Below are 19,069 nucleotides of genomic sequence, written 5' to 3'. Positions count from 1 at the left end.
TAGAAGATGGAGTGAGAAGGATTGAAAAATAAAGGCACGATTTATATTCTGGCATTGGCTGTGTTTCTAATCGGCACCATTGAATACATTATTACCGGAATTATTGAGATGATGGCCGCCGATCTTGGCGTATCTACGGCGGAAGCGGGCTTGCTTGTCACGGTATTTGCTCTTGCAGCAGCTATTGTTGCACCTATTTTGATCGCCGTAACCATTAATGCTGACCGAAGGAAACTATTGCTCCTAACCTTTGGGGTATTTATTGCCAGCAATGGCATCATGATGTTGAATCTCTCGTATGAGGCGATGATCTGGATACGTATCATTCAGGGAGCGAGCGGTGGCATGACAACGGTCGTTGCGATGGCGGCAGCAACAAGGCTTGTGGAGAATGAAAAGCGAGGTAATGCGATTGGAATTATTCTGATGGGATTAAGCAGCTCACTTGTGCTTGGTGTGCCGATCGGTACATTTTTCAGTGAAATGTTTGGCTGGAGAATGTTATTTATTGTCATAGGTCTGCTCAGTGTTATTCCATTTCTGATTATCTATCAAAAGGTTCCTTCCATCCGCGAGCAAGAGAAGGTAACCGTGAGCATGCAGCTCTCGTTGCTGAAAAATAAATCGATTATAATCGCATTGATGATGTCACTATTATATGTGGGCGGTTACGCAACTTTGTTCACGTATATTACGCCGTTTTTGCAAACGACTTCGTCCCTTACCATGACCGAAATTAGCCTGATCTTGTTTTTGGCAGGGATCTGTAGTTTTATGGGTTCCAAATTGGGCGGACAACTGGCGGATGCCAGAGGATCGAAGTTCACCATTTTTCTTGGGTTAGTGTTGCAAGGTCTGACGCTTCTGTTATTTGCTGTGACGGGTGCACATCTGATCCTGCTGATCCTGGTTCTGATGATATTTATGTTGGCTACATGGAGCATCTCTCCTGCCCAGCAATTATATCTGGTGACGTTAGCCCCTCGTAGTCCGGACATTGCGCTAAGTTTGAATACATCATTTATCCAATTTGGCTTTGCGTTAGGTTCTGGGTTGGGCGGGTTTGTGATTAGCCGCTCATCGGTTCTGGCATTGAATTGGGCAGGCTTTGCTGCGGTAGGTATAGCCTTCTGTTTAGCCTTGTTACAGTTTAAAGGAGCAAGTAAAAGACAAGGAGTAGCGGCTTCTGGACAGGATATCCATACGCAGTGAGATGCGACGAAGTATCGAAAATTGGTCAGATAAAGTCAGAAGGTCAGAATTGGTCAAAATAAATGATACAACGATCTATGTTAATGTATTTAACCAAAATCGCAGATTATTGCCTTAAATCGCATTTTATCGGCTTTGAACCATCGGAGCATCATGAATACAATAATAGATGTAAGCAACAACAAACCCAACCACATTTAAGGAGATGATGTTCATGTTTGATCTGATTCCATTTCGCAGAAGAAATGATGACCCGTTCGGACAGATGCTGAAATCCTTCCATGACATGGTTGACACCTCATTCCTCTCTTCGTTTGGAAGCAGCATGCAGCCATTCCGTACCGACATTCGCGAGGAAAATGGAAAATATTTGGTCGAAGCCGAATTGCCTGGTTTTGCCAAAGAAGACATCGATATTCAGGTGCAAGGCAATGAACTCGTCATTCGCGCCAAACGTAATGAACTGGTCGAGCAAAAGGACGACGATAATCGAATGATTCGTCAAGAACGTCGTGCCGGCGAATTTGTCCGCCGTTTCTACGTGGATCATATTGATGAGGAACATATTAAGGCACGGCTGGAAAATGGGGTACTGAAGCTGGACATTCCGAAACGTCCGGGCGATGAGCAGACATGCAGACGTATTCAGATTGACTGACGAAGGCATAAGCATAGTCAGTCATAGGATTGCAAGATAGGATTTGAGACGTAAGATGAAATGCAAAAGGACTTAACATCAGTTCACTGATGTTAAGTCCTTATTTTATGTAATACATGTTTCATGTTCCACAGGCAGGGACGAATTCCACGTGAGGAGAGGAAGAGCCTGTACATGAAAGGAGCCTGTTCCTGAACAGGAGTATTGATTTTAATTTTCAGCAGCGGCTTGCATAAGTGCATAAATTTTACGCGTCGTATTGACGTTTCTAACGGTCATGTACGAATAAATCTTCGAGCTGGCGAGCTTATTCATGCCGCTCTTCGTTGCTTCCTCTCGACTAACCGAATACAGAAGCGCACCAGGTACATACATAAGCTTGCCTACACCGGGTTTCAGCGGCAGCTTCTCCAGAATATCAACATCGTTAATTTCCTCCCACAAAAAGAAAACATCACTTTTGGCCTGATCATCATTCGTCCAATCAGAAGGCAGGGCCTGTATGACCGATGTGATCTCATCCATGTCTCGCACCAGCACTTTAATCTGTAAGTCAAAATCCGCAGCAATGGCTTGTTCCAGAATTGCAGATATTTCAGCATGGGCATCAATTCGTGGCTGATCGTCGGCAAAGATGATATTGCCAGAATTGATGTACGTTACCACGTTGTACATCCCTGCTTGCTCAAAGGTTTCCTTGAGCTGCTTCATGCCGATTTTGTTATTGCCACCCACATTAATGCCACGTAGCAAAGCAACGTAGATCATGGATACATCCTCCTCACCACTTGAAAAATTTTTAAAAATGAAAAACGCTACTGACATACTGTTGGCAAGAGAGGGCTTTTATAATCAAGATACACATCAAGAAAGCGAGGTTATGTACAAGATTTTAGCAATCTTTGATTAACCCAATATAAAGGAGGAGTTTATTCATATGTCAGTCATTGGACCCGATTTCATTTCACTTCAGGTGACCAATCTTGAAAGCTCGGCAACATTTTATCAAAATCATCTTGGTCTGGTCCGTTCACAAGCTGGACCGCCTCATGCAGTCGTTTTTGAAACAAAGCCCATCGCGTTTGCTCTTCGTGATCTTATGCCAGGAGTAAAACTTGGTGCAGACACGCAGCCTGGACTTGGTGTGGCTCTGTGGCTGCATGCCCCTGATGCACAAGCCATCCACGATAAGCTTCTCGCAGCAGGTATAGAGATTACATCCGCACCCATCGATGGACCCTTCGGGCGCACCTTCACATTTGCTGACCCAGATGGTTACTTAATCACCCTTCACAGTAAAGCCTGATATACGACTCCCCAAGTGGAACACAGCTAAATTGTAAAGCTGTTACTGCGAGGGGAGTTTTTTTAGTTCCTTATTGTTTATAAAACCATCCCAATTCTCTTCCTCATTCTCATATACTTCATAAAGATAGATACTCGATAAGGTGTTTTGTATGTACTTCTCCGAGCAGTTCCTTTAATTTTGGCTGAACCTGGGCAAGGTATTCGGGTTTGGTTTCATAGGTTTCTTCGTCCTTCACTTCTCCTGAGAATGAATATGCACATTCAATCAGGATGGCAAGCGCGGTAAAAAAGTCGGCTAGGGAATCCGCAACTCGTTGTGGTTCTCCACCCTCAAATGCAGCATAGACAGGAGAAGCGGGAGCTTGTGCGTCAACGATAATAGGATCATCGTTCACGTTGGCGATGACAATATGATGTGGCGGCCAGGAATCGGATTCTTCGAAAGGTTCCTGCATACCGATCCAGCGAAATCCCAGCTGCTGGCGATGCAGATGCTCGGGAGCGACGAAAAAGAGCAGAGCGGCATCGCCGATTTCGACAGCTGCGCTTTTCATTTTCAATGTTCCTTCGGCTTGAGCGTCTACCATCTCGTAATGACTATAGAAGTATTGGAGTTCCGGCGAAAGGGAAATACGCTTGTCCACTTCCGGCTGAACTGGAAGCACCCGAGGGCGAAGGTCGTGATTTTGAAAAAGTCCGTAGGCTTCATTATATAAGTCTTGTTGTTCTACGAAACGGGTTAAGGCCGCATTCAGTGATTGCATGATATGCCATCCTCCTAATCAGTTTGTTTTGTTATGGCTCATGTAATAGTTACGAAGGGGGACTGCTTTAGCTTTGGATGCCAGACCAGAACACATTCCAAGTAATAGCCATCGCTTGCTCGTATGATTGCCTTGTCTCGTACACGAGCTGTATATCTAGACCGTCCATCAGAGTGACAAAAGCTAGCGTTGCTTCTTCCGGGCTCAGACGAATCCCCTCATGACTTGCGAACAAAGCGGTTACTTCTTTTTTTAAGGTGCCGAGATATGTCCGGTATTGAGCCAAAACAAAATCATTCACTTCTAGCGGCGCCATAAAGGACAGAATGTACATAAAAGCTACATTGGGCTGAGTAAGGAAGCGATTTTTATGTTCGAGCAAAAAGGCATATAATCTCTGCTCCAGCGTATCTCCTGCAGTGGAAATTCCCAAGAAATCTTGTACAAACTGTTGCTCCTCTTGCACAACTTCCTCATATACTTCCAGCAACAAGTCCTTTTTGGAAGAATAATGATAAGCCAGTGATTGTTTGCGGATACCGGCTTCTTCGGCAATCTGTGCCATCTTGGTCCCTTCATAACCAAAACGATTAAAATGCTGAATCGCAATCTCTTTAATTCGTTTTTTACTCAATGTGTACCCCCAGTGATCGGTCTTCGAACTGCTTCTGCTTTAGAGCGTATACCGAATATAACAAGATGTATATCACTAAAACAGCGATAGAGATAGTATACACTACCGTGTAGGAGAATGCAGATGCCACCAGACCCAGAACCAAAGAGCCGCCGCCGATGCCGAGGTCAAAAAAATTAAAGAATGAAGCCATCGCATTCTCATGCTCATGTTCTTCCACGAGATTGACACACCATGTTTGGATGGCGGGGAAAATGGCACCAAACCCAAAACCGTACAGTGCGCCAGCAATCAGAAAATGGATCTGGTTCTGTGAGAGGATCAGAACGAGGAGCCCGGCGATCGCGAAAAATGCCGAAGGAAGAAGTACAGACCCTGGACCTAGGCGATCAAACATAGTTCCTGAGAATAGTCTGACGACAAAGCTGGCAATCGCCACAATAAAGAAAAACCAGGCAATATTGTTGAACCCCTTCTCCGCAGCAAACAAAGCGACAAAAGACATGATCGAACCGGCCGCAACGCCAACCATCAGGATGAGCAATGAAGGAAATAATACCTTTTTCTCAATAAGTTTTACGGAAGTGGCAAGATGAACGGAAGATTTGTCCTCAGACTCCCTCTGAGAGTTTCTGGATACAAAAACGGTCATCAGAAGTGCCAATAACAAGATACACATTCCGCCCAAGAACAGGCTCTGGTAGTTGTATTGAAGGAGCAGGCTTGTTCCAATCAATGGACCAACAGATATAGCGACCGTTTCTCCAACTCCGAAATATCCCATGCCTTCCCCACGTCGGCTTTTCGGAATGTTTTCCGTAGCAATTGTTGCAAAATAAGTCGTTGCCAGACCAAAACCGAATCCGTGGATTACACGTAGTACAAGAATTATTCCTATACCTGACGAGAGGTAGTATGCGCCAGTAGCTAATGCACAGATAGCGATGCCAATAATCAAGAGGTACTTTTTGTCCATCTTTGTTGCCAAAACGGAAGTGAAAGGTCGAACTAATATGGCTGAAAACATAAAAATGCCGGTCACAAGCCCGATCTGCGAAGCATTTCCTCCCAAGCTGGAAACGAATAAAGGTAAGGTGGGGAGCAACATTTCAAAGGCCATAAACAAAAGTGCATTGGCCAGCATGATAAAGATAAACGATTTTCCCCAAAGTTTCTGCGGTGATATGTCTGATGTTAGGGTGTTCATGATATTCCTCCAAAATATGTTCTAATATCGCGCGATATGATGGTTGATTTTATCTGACGACAGTCAGGTTGTAAAGGTGTTTTTTCAATTGGAAACAACTATTTCATGTTTAACAGAGTAAAAATATTAACATTTTTAACCCTAATTCCAACATTTTCCGATATAATACTCTGATAAATTAAAAAATTATAATCTCTCTGAGAGGTGAGTGAGATGACGGTTGATGTCCTTGTACGCAACAATGTAAATGTACTTGGTAAAGGCAGTCAGACGATTATGTTTGCACACGGCTTTGGGTGTGATCAGGATATGTGGCGACATATTGTGCCTGCTTTTTTTGAACAGTACCGAATTGTGCTCTTTGATTATGTAGGTTCCGGGGAGTCCCAAATTAACTATTATGATGCGCTTAAATATAATGATCTTCATGGCTATGCTCAGGATGTACTTGAAATTATGGAAGTGCTGGAACTTCGGGATGTCATCTTTGTCGGGCATTCCGTCAGCAGTATGATTGGTATGCTTGCCTCTATTCAGGCATCGCATCTTTTCAAAAATATCGTCATGCTGGGGCCTTCTCCGCGTTATTTGAATGATCTGCCCCATTATTATGGCGGATTTGAGCGGCGGGATATAGATGAACTGCTGGAGATGATGCAATTAAACTTTATCGGCTGGGCAAGTTATCTGGCCCCTATTGTGATGCAGAACCCGGAACGCAAGGATTTAACGGAAGAGTTGGAAAAGAGCTTTTGCTCCCGTGATCCGCACATCGCCCGGCAGTTTGCGGAAGTGACATTCCTGTCCGATTGCCGGATCGAACTGGATCTGGTGTCTGTGCCGACCTTGATTCTGCAGTGCTCGGATGATAGTATCGCTCCTGTGGAAGTGGGAGATTATTTGCATTCCCATCTGAAGAACAGCAGGCTCACTCAGATGAATGCCAAAGGACATTACCCTCATCTGAGTGAACCCGGCGAGACGATTCGATTGATTAAAGATTATCTGACTAGTGCATAACATGCAGAAGAAAGGCTGTTTTTATGGACAACCAATTAGATACGGCACCTTGTGGATACTTCTCGATATCAGATTCAGGCGTGATCCTATCGATAAATCAAACGTTGCTGAGCATGATCGGGCGTGAACGTGATGAGTTGATGGGAAGACATATTGAATCCATGATGTCCGTCACCAATAAAGTATTTTTTCATACCTATTTCTATCCGTATATTCAGTTGTATGGTCACGTGGACGAGATGTACTTTTCCTTTCGCAATCGGGAGCAGGAAGATGTTCCGGTTTTGCTGAACGGGGTGCGTCAGCTGCGGGACGGGCAACAAGTAGTGGATTGTGTTGTGGTGATTATGCGCAAACGGATTGAGCATGAAAAAGACATATTGAATACGAAAACCAAGCTGCAAGAGTTATACCAAGCAACACATGAAGCGAACAAGGAACTGGAACGTCTGCACGAGGAGTATAAAATCAAAGAGCAGGCGCTGATTAAAGTCAATGAACAACTGGAGTTGATGGCATCTACAGACTTGTTGACAGGTCTCAAAAACCGTCGGTTTTTCCAGGGGAAAATGGCTCATCATCTATCGCTCTATCAAGAGGAACAGCGTGAATTTTCACTGCTTGTAATGGACATTGACCACTTCAAAAACATTAACGACACCTACGGACATCCCATCGGTGATCTGGTACTGGGTAACTTGGCTTCGCTGCTGCTATCCATCTCGCGTGAGGTCGATGTGGTGGCCCGTTACGGTGGTGAGGAGTTTGTAATCATTCTGGCGAATTGCGGAGAGGAACAAGCCGTTAGTATCGCAGAACGATACCGGTCACAAGTAGCTTCAGCGGATTGGGGGGAATATCACGTTACGGTGAGCATTGGCGCGGCAACGATCTCGGCAGCAGATACGGAGCTGTCTGTGTTCCAAAAGGCAGACGATGCGCTCTATGCATCCAAGACGGGCGGGCGAAATCGGGTAACCCATGCCGCTAGTTTGATCCGGCGTTAAGCCGGGTCAAGCATCATAAAAACGGATCAGCAGGCAGGGAGTCTTTGCTTACTTGATCCGTTTATTTATTAGTATAGACGATGGTTAGAAAAGGAAGACAACGTCTATCTCGGGGCCAGATAGCCGTAAGCTTTGGCTGGAGAGCCTGTTCGCAGGCGATAATCTCCCTTTGAGCTGTTCACAAACGCTGGATTTACGTAGCGTGAGTGTGTGTCATTGCCTGTTCCTTGTTGGTACGCTGTAACACCGGAATAGCTTTCATTTTTCCAAACCCAAAGGGCCTCTTGCGCCTCGTCGTTAACGTAATAAAGATTGTGGTCGAACATGTTGCCTGCATTGCTTGTGTATTCGTTGTGGATCAACACGTCTGAGCTGCCAGCGGCAACAATATTACGTGTGAAGGTGTTATTTCGGGTGTGTGACTGGATTAGAAGCTGTCCGTTACCTGCGTTTAACGTATCATTGTCTGCGATTGTATTGTACATGATCTGGCTGTTTTCCGTTGCGCCCCGCTCTTCGTCATAACCTCCCATGGCGATGCCTGTTAGTCGATTAGCATAGATCAGGTTATCACGAACGGTGATGTTGCTGGTGGAACGACCGGCGTGCTCCGAAGCTATCTCGATTCCGATATCATTCCGGTATACTTTGTTGCGATCGATGATGTGATGGGTGCCGCCGTCTACATAGATCGCTCCGGCCGAATTACTTTTATTCGGAAGTGGAAGACCGTAAGATGGATTGCGGGTTGATGTGATGTTGTAGATGGTGTTGCCGCGAACGATGCCGTTTCTCGCTCGATCATACGCGTCATCCTCTGAAATGCCCTCATAGCCAATCAGATCAATGCCGATGTTGTCCGTATCATGGATGGTATTGTTTATAATGGCGAAGGTGTCAACATTGCCGTTAACCGCAAGTGATTCGCTGGAACCTAACACGAGGTCATATAATTTGTTATCTTTAATGATGATATCGCGTAGGGCCTGTGGATGCTCCGTGCCATAGATGGCGATTCCGTGTGCATCTCTGCCTTGCAGTTCATCACCTTTCGGCGTTGCTCGGCTAGCTATGGCATGAATTTGGTTGCCAAGAAGCTGCACGTTCTCCCCTGCTCCATGTACGTAAATGCCGACAGGGACTTGTCCCGTCTGAGTGGTAGAGAAGCCACGAATCTCCAGATTGGAGATCGTAACATGGCTGACATTGTCCAGTTCTACCATGCCTTCGACACCGCGTACAGATAATTTCTTACCATCGAGAATTGCTTTCTCTCCAGGATAACTGGAGATTAGCGTAGGTTTGCTTGAAGAAAGCCCGCTACGGGTTATTTTGACTTTCTGGGGGTAGACGCCTTGGCGCAGATAGATCGTACTACCGGGAGAAGCATGATCCGCTGCATACTGAATCGTCTTCCATGGAGAATGGACGGTTCCGGGATTCTTATCGTTTCCCTGTGGTGAAATATAATAGATGGTCTGATCATTCGTTTCGGTTCGGACATCTGGTTGTTGAGGAATGGAGAAGGCTCGATCCTGGCAGCCCGAAGATGTGAACAACGTCAGGATTAGAGCAGGTAGCAGGATAAAACGAAACAAGGATATTCCTCCTTTAATTACAGTGTGAAAGCTAATTATATCAGATTTGAATGGTAGAATAAGCCATGATATGCTTGGAAAAGTCATGAAATGGAGAGGAGTCGTCAAATGATGAATAATATGTCTGCTGATGAATTAATCGATCGGGAAAATCACGCCTGGCCGGAGCTCAAAGCGCTTATGGATCAGGGGGAGAATACATATACCTATGTTCCGGCAAAGCCGGAGATGGGCAAGAATACGCTACACCAGATCCAAGTGAGTACTCGTTCTTACCTGGGAGCTGTTGCCTATGAGACAGAGGGTATAGTGGTGGATCATGCATGGATTACGCTGCTAGGCTCAGGCGGTGAAAGTGTATATGGCAGTTTGAGCAGCTGGAATGGATTGAATGCTGAACCTGTTGTACAGGCTTTGCCGGGCATGATGGTTGTGGCCTATGATGTGGCTGGAGGTTTTTTTGCTCTGGATACCGGAAAGTTCGGTGGCTCGGGACAGATTTATTATTTTGCACCGGATGCCTTGGAGTGGGAATCAACGGAGCTCTCGTACTCCGAGTTTATGACCTGGCTGGCAGAGGGTGATCTGCAATTATTTTACGAAACGTTTCGCTGGAAAGGCTGGCAGGAAGATATGGCGCAACTGGATAAAGGCCAAGTGTTTGCTTATTTTCCTCCGCTCTGGACGAAGGAAGGTGGCGGAAAGAAAAGCAGTAAAGCGCCAGTTGATATTGCTGAAGCTTGGAAGGCGGCACTCGAAGCGAAAAATTGATCAACCTTAGAGAGGACGAATAGGGATGAGTGAGCAGAATGACCGTGCAAGTCTGAAACGTATTCAGTCTCATTATGGTATTGTTTTTCCGCAGGAGTATCTGGACTTTATTCAGCTGCACGGCAACGCTTCTTTTGATCTGGTCCAAGGTACAGAGACGGAAGACTGGGACATTCGCTTTCATGTGCTGGATGATCAGTTTATCGTCAATAATGTTACGTTGGTGGACGAGGTCAATCCTGATCCCCGGCGAATTATTCCGATTGCGTGGAGTGTCAGCAGCGGCAACAACTACTTGCTCGATTATCGGGAGAACAAAGTGTCCCCTTCTGTACTGGTGATGGAGCATGAACTGGCGATGGTGCGTGAAGATGCGGAGAGTGAAGCCGAGACGATGGAAGAGGCACAGCAGTTGATGGAGGAAAATGTGAAGCTGCTTGCTGCTCATTTCCAGTCATTTGCGGCCCTTCTCCAAGTAAAGCCATCGCAAGTGCAAGAATGAGGTTAGCATGTCAAGATAATCGATCGTAAAAATAGTTATGTCAAAGTCAAAGAGGCTCGCAAAAACATATGCGGGCCTTTTTGGATTTAAGTAAAATTAATTTTCCACAAGATATATCCAATGACCGAAGCACGCTTCATTAACGACCCGATGTTACAGAATTTAAATCGCGCGCTTTGTAAGATCGGCAGATTTACTATGCCATAGCGTTAGTCCAAGTGAAATGATACATACGACAAGTAGGCATCCATATACCACATGATAAGCTTTTTGTACGGATACGCCGGGTATGGCATGCAGAAGCAAGCCGCACACGGCGACAGATACTGAACCGCCAAAGAACTGGATCAGTTGTAGCAATCCCATCCCTGAACCAATCTGGTTTCTAGGCAGTACACGTGAAGCTTCGTTATTCAGGGAGGCCATAGAGGCAGAGAGTGCTGGCGAGAAGAACACGTAACCGCCTGTAATGATCAGGGCAGACTGGTCAAGTCCAAGCATAAACAACGCGAGTACCGCGGCGAGCATACATTGTCCAATCAACATAAAGCGCATATTGCCATACCGATCTATCCAGCGACCGACATAACGGGTACAAAATGCCGAGATGATCGCTCCGGGGGCAATGAGCAAGCCGATGGCAAGGGCAGAACGATAATACAGATCCGCAAGCACTAACGGCATAAGGAACAAGTTTCCGAGATTAACCACAAGCACGCAGAAGCCAATGATAATCAGCCTGGTGAAACCTGGTGTTCGAAATACCTGTGGGTTGACAAAAGGCAACCTTGCTCTGCGAATATACAGAATATGAGCAGCCAGAGAGGCTACGCCGATGACAAGCCATATCCATGACCGCTGTGTAATGGCCACGAGCAGGGTGGTTGCATTAACGATGGTGAGCAGTGCACCCGTAAGGTCAAATGGTTGTTCTTTGTTCACGCTCTCCCGAGGTAGAAAATAGAGCAGTACGGGTAGGGCCAGTAGCACCAGCACCGTAATCGCAAACAATCCGTTCCAGCCCATGTACTCGCTGATCAGTCCGCCAACAATGGGACCAAGACCAAAGGCCATCGCGCTGCCTGATGAGATGAGTGCCAGGGCTGCTCCGCGTCGTTCTACCGGAATGTAACGGCTTGCAATGACCAGACCTAGGCCAGCCATAACCCCTGCCCCTGCGGATTGCAGAATACGCGTCGTGAGCAACAAGGCAAAGTTATGTGCGAACAGACCAAGCACGGACGAGCAACCGAGAATCAAGAGCCCAATGGTGACCAGCTTACGTACCGGAATTCGGTCAGACAAGCGGCTGTAAATTACGGTAGACAAGGCATATCCGATAGAATAACTGGAGATAACCCAGGAGCCCAGGTCAGAAGTGATCTGAAGATCACGGATAATGACAGGCAACGAAACATTAAACATGGTTGTGTTCATGACCACGATGAACAGACAACATGTCCAAAGTGGCATCACAATTTTTTCTTTCATGTAACCATTCCTGTCTTCTATAGAGTGTTGTATGATATGAAAAGACTTTGACATTAGTATTACATACGATGGAGACAAAACAATATTCTATTTTACTCCTGCAACGTTATTATGGCAATAGTGTCATATCTGTGACTGCGTAACAAATAATAGAGATTTACCAGAAGAAAACAGCACGATAACCCAATCAAAAGCAACACAGCACAATTATTGAAAGGAGAGTCTTTCTGCCTATTTCATTACGAAACAGCAAGAAGAGCTTGAACAGGAGTTCATCGACGCGGGTGTAACGATTGTCCGTTCCTTCCATCATTCTGATTATAACAACAAAGAATTTGTAATCGAGGAGATCGATGGACGATGGATTGCCTTTGGCATCAAGCAGGGGCAGTAGAAGGTACTGGAATAGAAGCAAGAAGCAAGACCTAAGAAGCACGACCTAAGAAGCACCAAACAATCGATCTATGGTATGAAAAAATAACCCGGATAAACAAACAGGCGCCCTTCCAAAAAGGGGCGCTGTTTGTTTATCCAATCTATAAAAGCTTACAACGGTGTACAACGATACATCGAGTATCAACTACGCCGCCGCGGTTTGTTTGCCGCGATTGCGAATCCATTTGATGATATCCATCAGGATAACCGCGCCGAGCGCAAGCCCACCTGCGATCAGGAGCTCATCCCAGCCGAAGGTGTCAGGAATGGCAAAGATGCTGCGAACACCCGGAATCAGTGTAATGCCATAGAGGCAGAGACAGATCACAATCGAACCAAGCACGAGCTTGTTGGTCAGGAAGCCCACCTGGAAGATGGTCTGGGTGTTGGAACGTGCCGCGAAGGTTTGCAGACTGCGCGCCAGGATCAGTGTAGTAAACGCCATCGCGACACTCATCTCTTCCGAGATACCGAGACCGATATATTGCGACACAATTACGGCAACGCCGATGAGCAACCCGCGGGTGATGACAGCCTGCAACGTTCCGCCTGCAAAAATACCCTCGTTAATGTCACGCGGTTTGCGTCGCATCACATCCGGTTCGGCCTTCTCCGTGCCGAGCGCAATAGCTGGCAAGGAGTCGTTAACCAGGTTGATAAACAGCAACTGAAGCGCTGTGAACGGATTGACCCAGCCGACAACCAGTGCGAAGAGGATGGCGATAATGGCGCCGAGGTTTCCGGCGAACAGATAGGCGATAGCCTTTTTAATATTATCAAATACCATCCGTCCAACGCTGACCGCATTCACAATGGATACAAAATTATCGTCAGTCAGGATCATCGCCGCCGCATCTTTGGCGACATCCGTTCCACTTCCCATAGCTACGCCGATATCGGCCTGTTTCAGTGCAGGAGCATCGTTGACGCCGTCTCCGGTCATGGCTGCAACTTTACCTTTGCGCTGCCATGCACGCACGATCCGAATTTTATTTTCGGGGGACACCCGTGCATAGACGGAGATATGCTCCAGCTGCCCATCCAGCTCCTCATCTGTCATCTTATCCAGCTCGGCACCGGTGATCGCGAGATCATCTTTGTTTGCCAGTCCGATATCAATACCAATAGCTTGGGCTGTAGTTTTATGGTCACCCGTAATCATAATGGTGCGGATACCTGCTTTTTTCGACTCTTCGATCGAGCCGTAGACTGCTTCACGGGGGGGATCAATCATCGCGGTTAGACCGACTAATGTCAGATCGGATTCGTCATCAGGCGTGACCTCTTTTTTGTCTTCAAATCGTTTGTATGCGTAGGCTAGCACCCGGAATGCGCGTTTGGAGAACGCTTCATTCTTCTCTTCGAATTGAGTACGAATCTCAGGAGTCAACGGTTGTACTTCACCATGGATAGATACATGACTGCAGCGACTGAACAACACATCCGGGCCACCTTTGGTCAGCAAAGCAGTCTGTCCCTCAAAGGTATGCACCGTGCTCATCAGCTTGCGGTCCGAGTCAAACGGAAGCTCAGCTTCCCGTGGAAACTGATCCCGGATTTCGTTGTAATCCTTGTTCACGCTGTTGCTGAACGCAATGAGTGCAACTTCGGTGGGGTCACCAAGTTCCTTGCCCTCCTGGTTGATGTTCGAATCATTGCAAAGTACGGCAATATGTAACAACCGACGTTCTTCTTCCGACCATTCGGCAGGATCATCGGGAAACTCGTCTTTTGTGCCATGGGGAATGTAATAATCCACAACGGTCATTTTATTCTGAGTGAGTGTACCGGTTTTATCTGTGCAAATAATGCTGGCCGATCCCAACGCTTCCACCGCGGGCAATCTGCGAATAATCGCATGTTGCTTGGCCATCTTGCTGGTACCGAGAGAGAGTACGATGGTGACGATGGACGAGAGAGCTTCAGGTATGGCGGCCACAGCGACAGCTACAGCAAACATCAACGCATTAATAAGCGATGGAGCGATATTTTCGGTACCCTCCGTTAGCCACACGCGTCCCGCTTCAATGGCAAAAATGAGAATCGACAGACCCAGGATGAAAAAGCCCAGCTTTTTGCTGAACGATTCCAGCTTGCGTTGTAGCGGTGTTTCCTTGGCTTCTGCATTTTCAATCAATTCGGCTATTTTACCGATTTCGGTCTTTAGGGCCGTACCTGTAATGACAATCGTGCCGCGACCATATACAACTAGCGATCCACTGAATGTCATGTTGCGCCGATCCCCAATGCCAGCTTCTTCTGATATCACATCCGCATGTTTTTCGGCAGCTTCGGATTCACCAGTCAACATGCCTTCGTTGATTTTGAGACTGCCGGATTCCAGAATACGACCGTCTGCCGGTACATAATCTCCGGCATCAAGCAATACGATGTCGCCGGGAACGAGCTCCCGCGCAGGAAGCGTCTGCTTCTGACCATCTCGAATGACCTTGGCCTCGGGGGCGGACATCTGGCGAAGGGCATCTAGTGAGCTTTCCGCTTTCTTGGTCTGCACCACGCTAATGATAGCGTTAAGCAGAATGACGAGAAAGATGATCAAGGATTCGATCAGATGCCCAAGCACAACTTGTACAGCAGCTGCGATGAGCAGCACGATGACCATCGGATCTTTAAAATTTTCAAGGAACAGTTTCCAGATCGGTGTTGCGTCTTTTCCTTTTAACTCGTTATATCCTACGGATTCTAATCTCTTCGCTGCTTCGGAGGCGGAAAGTCCTCTATCGGAACTTTGTACCTCCTGCAATACTTCCTCTGCACTGCGCCTGTAATGTTGCAATCGACCAGCTCCTCGGCATGTGATTTATATGTGTATTACCCGATTGGACAAAAACTAGAATCGTTAAATGGGGGCGTTTTTTCAACATTGGATATGTAATCTGACCATAGGGCTGGATAGTGACCGTTGTCTATGTCATTATTCATAATTCCAGTGATACTTATGCGTAGAGACAGCATCACTGAAATGAAAGTTTTGATTTTACAGCAGGAGCATCAGTACTCTTTAAATCAAACGATAGCTGTCCTCATCTCAACGTATGATCGAATAGGATTAATGGATTGGATAATCGTTTGTTAAAAGTACGAAAAGGGAGAATATGGGTGTTAGTTTGCGAAACTGTGTGTAATATCACAATTGTCTGCCTCCAGCTCTGTTACGCTATTTCATAACAAAGAGTTCATTTGGTTTGGAGGGAATTCATATGTTTTGTTATCAATGTGAACAGACACCGAGTGGTGGATGTAAAGTAATTGGGGTATGTGGTAAAAACGAAACGATTGCCAGCTTGCAGGATACGATGATCTTTGCACTGAAAGGGATCGCGGCTTACGCAACTCACGCACGGCAGCTTGGTTATACCGATCCTGAGGTGGATCGGATCACACATGAAGCTTTATATATGACGCTTACGAACTCAAACTTTAATCAGCAGGAACATTTAGAGATGGCGATGAAAGTCGGTAATGCTGCCATTCGAATCATGGATGTATTGGATCGTGCGCATACCGATCGATTCGGTATTCCACAGCCGATCACGGTGAGTCAAAATCAGATTGAAGGTCATTGTATCGTCGTGACGGGTCACAATCTGTACGCCCTCGAAGAATTGCTACGTCAGACAGAAGGCAAAGGCATCAACATCTACACGCATTCCGAAATGCTGCCTGCGCATGGTTATCCGGCATTAAAGAAATATGCTCATCTTAAAGGGAATATCGGTAAAGCCTGGTACGATCAGCGAAGACTGTTTGAGGAATTCCCGGGTGCGATTCTGGCGACAACCAACTGCGTTATGCCAATCAAAGGCACATATGCCGATCGATTCTTCTCTTATGAAGTAGCTGGTCTCGAAGGAGTAACGAAAATTGAAGGCGAGAATTTCTCACCTCTTATTGAGCGAGCGTTGTCACTGCCGGTAGCGAACATCCAATCCGAGCAAGTATTAACGACAGGTTATCACCATGAGACCGTGATTGGGCTCGCACCCGAGATTATCCAGGCCGTCAAAGACGGACATATCCGCCGTTTCTTTGTCATTGCAGGCTGTGACGCACCGGGTAAAGGGGGCAACTACTACCGTGAACTCGCTACGTCGCTGCCGAATGATACGGTTATTCTCACCACGTCTTGCGGTAAGTTTCGCTTCAATGATGTGGATTACGGTACGGTGGGAGACACGGGCATTCCGCGCTACATCGACTTGGGTCAATGCAACAACTCCGGTTCAACTGTGAAAATCGCAATGGCTTTGGCCGATGCTTTTGGCTGCACGGTGAACGAGCTTCCTGTAAGCATTGTGCTGTCATGGTTTGAGCAAAAAGCGGTAGCGATTCTGCTCGGTCTGTTCAGCCTTGGCATCCAGGATATCCGGATTGGGCCTAAACCGCCTGAATTTATTTCAGAAGGTGTACTGGATGTGCTCGTGGACATGTTTGGTCTTAAACTGATCACGACAGCAGAAGAAGATATGAACGCAATGCTGGCTTTGTCTTAAGCAAATGTAGTTATATGAATAGATAGATAAAAGAGTCGTGCTTCCCGCACGGCTTTTTTTGTATTGTTAGACAATTCCGGCATAGGATTGCACAGCGATTGCTATTCAGGTAGGATGAGTTCAAACGTTGGATGTGAGTACGGGGAGTATGACGAATAGAATAGTTGGATCAGGAATGGGCCTGCATGCGTGTAGGCTTTTTTCAGGAGTATGATCGTGAAAGGATAAGGATATGCCTCAGAATATGGAATGGATTGCTCAGTGGAGGTCAACCAAGGCATTAAACAATACATGGATATCCGCCGGGGAGCGGCATTACTTTGCCAGTCCCAGCCTGATATTTATTCTGGATGGCAAAGCGACATGGAGTATTAATGGCCAATGTGTTCACGTCTCCTTTGGAGAATTAATTGCGCTTGAAGAGAAATCGGTTCTGGAGGTCATTGACGGAGGCGATATGGATCTGGCAGGATGGCATGTTCAGTTCGATACTTACGCTGTATTTGAGGAAGGAAGAGAAGTAGAGAAGTACGATTGGCATGTACCCTCGGGGGAAGCCTACCAGAAAGTGCAACTTCCAGGGGGAAGTCTGGCTAGCATTATTCAGCATATGAGTGAAGCAAACACGGGTGAGGGGAGGGCGCTATGGGTTGGAAATCAGCACTTGTTATATGAGCTGTTGAATAATCTCTATCAGCAAAAGCGGGATAACGAACTGAGACCGGAAGATGGTATACTCCGTTCCGTCGATTATATGCGGGAGCATTATGATCAGGTGATTACGAGGGGACAGTTGGCGCAGATCGCAGGCATTACGCCGTGGCACTATTCCCGCAAATTCAGTGAGCAATATGGTAAGTCGCCCTTGGATTATCTGGCTCATTATCGCATCTATCGTGCTCAGGAAGAACTGTTATTAACTTCAGCTACCTCACAGGATATTGCTAAAAAGTCCGGGTTTGAGGATGCTCATTATTTCAGTCGTCGCTTCAAGCAACTGACAGGGGAATCACCGAAACAATATAGACAACATTTGAAGCATCGTAGAATAGTAGTGCTTTCCCCAATCTGTGCAGAGATGATGATTCATCTGGGTGTTATTCCATATGCCGTTATGGTCACTGAGATCCTGTTGTCTCCACATCAACGTGAGCAATTTATCGTGCATGGGGTGAGACTGCTTGAGGTTACGCAATATGATATGGATCTGGAACTTGTAAGGCAAGTCCAACCAGAGATTATTGTGGGCAATAGTATGACAGAAGAGATGAAAAGAAAACTGCGCACAATTGCACCACTTTTGACAGGACTTCATCAGAACATAGAGCCTTTGCTCTATCAATTGGCAGCTTGGTTCCATAAGGAAGAAGAAGCCCAAGGAATCCAGTTACAATTGAAACAACAACTTAGCGTAGCACAACAGAAGTTGCAACCCATCATTCAATCCGCCTCGACAGTTATGCTGCTAAGGGTAGAAGCTTTTGGTTATCGTTATTTGGGTGGGAACTCCTACGGAATATCACAGTTGATATATGATCAGCTTGGATTAGCAATTCCGCAAGCACTGGAACAAGGTACAGCCTGGTTCAATCCGTGCTCACTTGACTTGTTGGTACAAGCCAATCCAGATTATCTGTTTGTTGAGAAACGAATGATGCAACATTTCAGTGCCGACGAGAATATGAGAAAACTGCTGGAGAGTTCTCCATGGAATGAACTGAAAGCGGTAAAAAACAAACGAGTATTTTACATCGATACTCATCTATGGGTCGACGGTCATGGCATCACGGGCCAAAATTTGATTCTAAATCAGATGATCAGCAATCTGGTAGATACCGTATCAGAATGAGCACAATAATCCATCTGAATACGCACGATAAGCTATGGATGCAACACTTCTTATTTGATAATATTTGATAATAATTATCATTATCAATACATATAAGGG

General features: G+C 46.2%; 16 protein-coding genes. 9 read left to right on the top strand and 7 right to left on the bottom strand.

Annotated elements, in window-relative coordinates:
* Positions 1 to 21: 21 nt before the first annotated feature.
* The gene (locus tag M3629_RS11260) at positions 22 to 1,212 is read left to right on the top strand and encodes an MFS transporter (protein ID WP_251505992.1); all 1,191 of its coding nucleotides are present in this window, start codon (positions 22 to 24) and stop codon (positions 1,210 to 1,212) included.
* Positions 1,213 to 1,426: 214 nt separating this feature from the next.
* Complete coding sequence (locus M3629_RS11255; protein ID WP_251505989.1) at positions 1,427 to 1,870, top strand: Hsp20/alpha crystallin family protein; 444 nt, start codon at positions 1,427 to 1,429, stop codon at positions 1,868 to 1,870.
* A gap of 210 nt (positions 1,871 to 2,080) precedes the next feature.
* Here M3629_RS11255 and M3629_RS11250 read toward each other — a convergent pair whose 3' ends face one another.
* Positions 2,081 to 2,638 (bottom strand): DUF1697 domain-containing protein, encoded by a 558-nt coding sequence (locus tag M3629_RS11250; RefSeq protein WP_251505986.1) that lies wholly within the window; start codon positions 2,636 to 2,638, stop codon positions 2,081 to 2,083.
* 169 nt (positions 2,639 to 2,807) lie between these two features.
* Between M3629_RS11250 and M3629_RS11245 the strand changes: the two genes are divergently transcribed.
* On the top strand, positions 2,808 to 3,176 hold the full coding sequence (locus M3629_RS11245; protein ID WP_251505983.1) for a VOC family protein: 369 nt from the start codon (positions 2,808 to 2,810) through the stop codon (positions 3,174 to 3,176).
* Between the two features lie 118 nt (positions 3,177 to 3,294).
* Here M3629_RS11245 and M3629_RS11240 read toward each other — a convergent pair whose 3' ends face one another.
* The 3 genes from M3629_RS11240 to M3629_RS11230 form a co-directional block, all read right to left on the bottom strand.
* Entirely contained in the window at positions 3,295 to 3,942 is a 648-nt protein-coding gene (locus tag M3629_RS11240; RefSeq protein ID WP_251505980.1) for a hypothetical protein, read from the bottom strand.
* 67 nt (positions 3,943 to 4,009) lie between these two features.
* Positions 4,010 to 4,576: a TetR/AcrR family transcriptional regulator gene (locus M3629_RS11235; RefSeq protein ID WP_154887848.1), complete on the bottom strand. Its 567-nt coding sequence runs from the start codon at positions 4,574 to 4,576 to the stop codon at positions 4,010 to 4,012.
* On the bottom strand, positions 4,569 to 5,783 hold the full coding sequence (locus tag M3629_RS11230) for an MFS transporter (protein ID WP_251505977.1): 1,215 nt from the start codon (positions 5,781 to 5,783) through the stop codon (positions 4,569 to 4,571). The genes M3629_RS11235 and M3629_RS11230 overlap by 8 nt, the downstream gene beginning before the upstream one ends.
* 213 nt (positions 5,784 to 5,996) lie before the next feature.
* Here M3629_RS11230 and M3629_RS11225 point away from each other — a divergent pair, with 213 nt between their 5' ends.
* Both M3629_RS11225 and M3629_RS11220 read left to right on the top strand, forming a co-directional pair.
* Positions 5,997 to 6,803, top strand: a complete 807-nt coding sequence (locus tag M3629_RS11225) for an alpha/beta fold hydrolase (protein ID WP_251505974.1) — start codon at positions 5,997 to 5,999, stop codon at positions 6,801 to 6,803.
* A gap of 23 nt (positions 6,804 to 6,826) precedes the next feature.
* The gene (locus M3629_RS11220; RefSeq protein ID WP_251505970.1) at positions 6,827 to 7,810 is read left to right on the top strand and encodes a sensor domain-containing diguanylate cyclase; all 984 of its coding nucleotides are present in this window, start codon (positions 6,827 to 6,829) and stop codon (positions 7,808 to 7,810) included.
* Between the two features lie 104 nt (positions 7,811 to 7,914).
* Here M3629_RS11220 and M3629_RS11215 read toward each other — a convergent pair whose 3' ends face one another.
* Positions 7,915 to 9,408 (bottom strand): right-handed parallel beta-helix repeat-containing protein, encoded by a 1,494-nt coding sequence (locus tag M3629_RS11215; RefSeq protein WP_251505967.1) that lies wholly within the window; start codon positions 9,406 to 9,408, stop codon positions 7,915 to 7,917.
* A gap of 111 nt (positions 9,409 to 9,519) precedes the next feature.
* On the opposite strand from M3629_RS11215, the gene M3629_RS11210 reads away from it, so the two are divergent.
* Together M3629_RS11210 and M3629_RS11205 are read left to right on the top strand one after the other, a co-directional pair.
* On the top strand, positions 9,520 to 10,179 hold the full coding sequence (locus M3629_RS11210; protein ID WP_251506577.1) for a DUF2625 domain-containing protein: 660 nt from the start codon (positions 9,520 to 9,522) through the stop codon (positions 10,177 to 10,179).
* A 25-nt stretch (positions 10,180 to 10,204) separates the two neighbouring features.
* Positions 10,205 to 10,681 carry an SMI1/KNR4 family protein gene (locus M3629_RS11205; protein WP_251505964.1) on the top strand — a complete coding sequence of 159 codons (477 nt, stop codon included), beginning with the start codon at positions 10,205 to 10,207 and terminating at the stop codon, positions 10,679 to 10,681.
* 162 nt (positions 10,682 to 10,843) lie between these two features.
* Here the strand turns inward: M3629_RS11205 and M3629_RS11200 are convergent, their stop codons facing one another.
* Complete coding sequence (locus M3629_RS11200) at positions 10,844 to 12,172, bottom strand: MFS transporter (RefSeq protein ID WP_251505961.1); 1,329 nt, start codon at positions 12,170 to 12,172, stop codon at positions 10,844 to 10,846.
* A gap of 580 nt (positions 12,173 to 12,752) precedes the next feature.
* Entirely contained in the window at positions 12,753 to 15,404 is a 2,652-nt protein-coding gene (locus tag M3629_RS11195; protein ID WP_251505958.1) for a cation-translocating P-type ATPase, read from the bottom strand.
* A gap of 424 nt (positions 15,405 to 15,828) precedes the next feature.
* On the opposite strand from M3629_RS11195, the gene hcp reads away from it, so the two are divergent.
* Together hcp and M3629_RS11185 are read left to right on the top strand one after the other, a co-directional pair.
* A complete protein-coding gene (hcp, locus tag M3629_RS11190) occupies positions 15,829 to 17,121 on the top strand; it encodes a hydroxylamine reductase (protein WP_090915103.1) in 1,293 nt (430 codons plus the stop codon).
* 232 nt (positions 17,122 to 17,353) lie between these two features.
* The gene (locus M3629_RS11185; RefSeq protein ID WP_251505955.1) at positions 17,354 to 18,970 is read left to right on the top strand and encodes a helix-turn-helix domain-containing protein; all 1,617 of its coding nucleotides are present in this window, start codon (positions 17,354 to 17,356) and stop codon (positions 18,968 to 18,970) included.
* Positions 18,971 to 19,069 lie beyond the last annotated feature (99 nt).

Source organism: Paenibacillus polysaccharolyticus (assembly GCF_023714295.1).
Lineage (GTDB): Bacteria > Bacillota > Bacilli > Paenibacillales > Paenibacillaceae > Paenibacillus > Paenibacillus polysaccharolyticus_A.
The sequence above is the reverse complement of the archived record's forward strand: the minus strand, read 5'-3'. Positions and strand labels throughout refer to the sequence as shown.

What these genes read in the sequence shown, in the direction of transcription:
- M3629_RS11255 (WP_251505989.1), top strand. Translation starts at nt 1,427, where the DNA reads ATGTTTGATCTGATTCCATTTCGCAGAAGAAATGATGACCCGTTCGGA.
- M3629_RS11250 (WP_251505986.1), bottom strand. Translation starts at nt 2,638, where the DNA reads ATGATCTACGTTGCTTTGCTACGTGGCATTAATGTGGGTGGCAATAAC.
- M3629_RS11245 (WP_251505983.1), top strand. Translation starts at nt 2,808, where the DNA reads ATGTCAGTCATTGGACCCGATTTCATTTCACTTCAGGTGACCAATCTT.
- M3629_RS11240 (WP_251505980.1), bottom strand. Translation starts at nt 3,942, where the DNA reads ATGCAATCACTGAATGCGGCCTTAACCCGTTTCGTAGAACAACAAGAC.
- M3629_RS11230 (WP_251505977.1), bottom strand. Translation starts at nt 5,783, where the DNA reads ATGAACACCCTAACATCAGACATATCACCGCAGAAACTTTGGGGAAAA.
- M3629_RS11225 (WP_251505974.1), top strand. Translation starts at nt 5,997, where the DNA reads ATGACGGTTGATGTCCTTGTACGCAACAATGTAAATGTACTTGGTAAA.
- M3629_RS11220 (WP_251505970.1), top strand. Translation starts at nt 6,827, where the DNA reads ATGGACAACCAATTAGATACGGCACCTTGTGGATACTTCTCGATATCA.
- M3629_RS11210 (WP_251506577.1), top strand. Translation starts at nt 9,520, where the DNA reads ATGAATAATATGTCTGCTGATGAATTAATCGATCGGGAAAATCACGCC.
- M3629_RS11205 (WP_251505964.1), top strand. Translation starts at nt 10,205, where the DNA reads ATGAGTGAGCAGAATGACCGTGCAAGTCTGAAACGTATTCAGTCTCAT.
- M3629_RS11200 (WP_251505961.1), bottom strand. Translation starts at nt 12,172, where the DNA reads ATGAAAGAAAAAATTGTGATGCCACTTTGGACATGTTGTCTGTTCATC.
- hcp (WP_090915103.1), top strand. Translation starts at nt 15,829, where the DNA reads ATGTTTTGTTATCAATGTGAACAGACACCGAGTGGTGGATGTAAAGTA.
- M3629_RS11185 (WP_251505955.1), top strand. Translation starts at nt 17,354, where the DNA reads ATGCCTCAGAATATGGAATGGATTGCTCAGTGGAGGTCAACCAAGGCA.